Origin of the sequence: Nonomuraea sp. NPDC049784, from assembly GCF_040659615.1 — a bacterium.
Lineage (GTDB): Bacteria > Actinomycetota > Actinomycetes > Streptosporangiales > Streptosporangiaceae > Nonomuraea.
In genome coordinates this window covers 1-2,152 of sequence record NZ_JBFAMX010001048.1, presented here as the reverse complement: position 1 = coordinate 2,152, position 2,152 = coordinate 1, and the positions used below count along the sequence as shown (strand labels likewise).

Genomic DNA, 2,152 nt, shown 5'->3' with positions numbered 1-2,152 from the left:
GCCGCGATGACCTGGTCCTGGCCCTTCGGCAGGGCGAGGCTCGCACGGTCGGCTCCCTCGGTGCCCTCGTTGAAGGCGAACACGAGCGCCGCCCGCGCCTCCTTGGCCAGGGCGGCCGCCTCCCGCAACGCCTCCTGGCGCCGCTGCGGGGTGACCCAGGCCAGCCTGACCTGCAGCGGCGTCCCCGCCGCGCCGGTGGCCGCGATGGCGATCCGCTTGGCACGGCCCGACTCCAGGTGGACGACGCCGCCGGCGTTGGTCAGGCCGCCGGAGGTCGCGATGAGGCTGCTGTTGCCGCCGATGAGGGCGCCGGCCGAGCCGATCCTGACGCCGTCGACGGTCAGCGAGATCGAGCCGTTGAACGAGGGCACTCCGCCCGAGCCCTGGATGCGCAGGTCGTAGTCGCCGGTCGAGGGCGCGGTGAGCGTGCCCGTCCAGGTCCACGACGAGCCGGCGGGCAGGGCGTTCGCGCCGGTGTGGTCGACCTGGGCGGCGGCCTGCGGCGTGCCGCCGCGCCGGGTGCGCCGCAGGGAAAGGGCGGAGGCGGGGACCGGTACACCCTCCAAGTCCACGCCGGTCGCCCAGCGGATGCGGCTGCCGGGCCCCACGGCCCGCAGGGCCTGGCGGCGCAGGGCGTTCAGCGGGCTCTCGGCTCTGGCCGGGATCACTCGGGCGCTGCCTCCGCCGCCGGCCAGCGGGCCGGCCGCGGTGGGGCCGATGACGGCGAGGTCGGCGAGGTCGTCGCGGCCGAGCGGCAGCAGGTCGCGCTCGTTGCGCAGCAGCACCGCGCCCGCCAGCGCGATCTCCCGCGCGGTGCGGGCGCCCGCCTCCGGGTCGAGGGACGGTCGCGACCGGCCGCCGCCGAGCAGGCCGAACCGGTCGAGCTGGACGAGGACGCGGCGGACCGCGGTGTCCACCACGGACTCGGCCAGCCGCCCCGAGGTGACGGCGGCGACCAGGCCGGCGAAGTTGGCGCCGGACGGCATCTCCATGTCCAGCCCGGCGGTGACGGCGGGAGCGCCGCTGTGCGTGGCGGACCAGTCGGACATCACCCAGCCGCCGAAGCGCCACTCGTCGCGCAGGATCTCGGTCAGCAGGTGCGGGTTCTCGGCGGCGTACACGCCGTTGACGCGGTTGTAGGCGGCCATGACCGCGCCCACGCCGGCCTCCACGGCGGCCTCGAAGGCCGGCAGGTAGATCTCGCGAAGGGTCCGCTCGTCCACCTGGGCGTCGACGGTATGGCGGTCGTTCTCGAAGTTGTTGGCGGCGTAGTGCTTGACCGTGGCGATCAGGCCCTCGCCCTGGATGCCGCGCACCTCGGCCGCGACCATCGCGGCGGCCAGCAGCGGGTCCTCACCGAGCGTCTCGAAGTTCCTGCCCGCCTGCGGAACCCGGACGATGTTGGTCATCGGCGACAGCAGCACGTCCATGCCCAGCGCCCGGCCCTCCCGGCCGATGACCGCGCCGAACCGCCTGGCGAGGTCGGGGGCGAACGTCGAGGCGAGCGCGACCGGGGCCGGCAGGGCGGTGGCACTCGCCGTGGCCCGGACCCCGGCGGGCCCGTCGGCCAGGCGCAGCTCGGGGATGCCGAGGCGGGGCACGCCGGGAAGGTAGCCCGCCTGGCCCTTGGAGGCGGGGTCCTCGGCGCCGTGCAGCAGCGAGACCTTCTCCTCCAGCGTCAGCCGCCTGAGCAGAGTGTCGACGTTCGCGCGGTGGGCGGTCCGCGGTGAGGGTGCGGCGGCGACGGCCACGGCCGCTCCGAGGAGCCGGACCGCGTCGCGGCGGGTGAGCGACTGATTGAGCGCCATGTCATCCATGGCAGCAAATTCGTGGACCGGCGGAGATGGACCCGCAGGCCGTGGCGATTTACGTTGCGGCAAAACAATGACGGGGTTGCGCCCTCGCGGTGACATGTGATGTTGTCCGCTCCTGGTGCCCTCATCGACTCCAGGAGGCTTCGGCGTGCCGTTCATTGTGGATCTGACCAGCGGGAACGTGGAGAAGGAGCATCGCTCGGCCGAGAGGGGGCATTTCGGCGGGTCGATACTCGGGCTGCGGCTGATGGCCGAGCGCACGCCCGCCGGGCTCGATCCGTACGACCCTCGGGCGCTGCTGTATGTGGCGGCCGGGATGCTGGGCGGCACGGCGGCGC

Annotated in this window: 2 protein-coding genes; one reads left to right on the top strand and one right to left on the bottom strand. The window is 74.3% G+C overall.

The window, feature by feature from the left end; all coding sequences use genetic code 11:
* On the bottom strand, positions 1–1,808 hold a 1,808-nt coding region (locus tag AB0J09_RS63015; RefSeq protein ID WP_360713858.1), incomplete at its 3' end, for a glycoside hydrolase family 3 N-terminal domain-containing protein.
* 154 nt (positions 1,809–1,962) lie between these two features.
* On the opposite strand from AB0J09_RS63015, the gene AB0J09_RS63010 reads away from it, so the two are divergent.
* The coding region (locus AB0J09_RS63010) for an aldehyde ferredoxin oxidoreductase N-terminal domain-containing protein (protein ID WP_360713856.1) at positions 1,963–2,152 on the top strand (190 nt) is incomplete at its 3' end.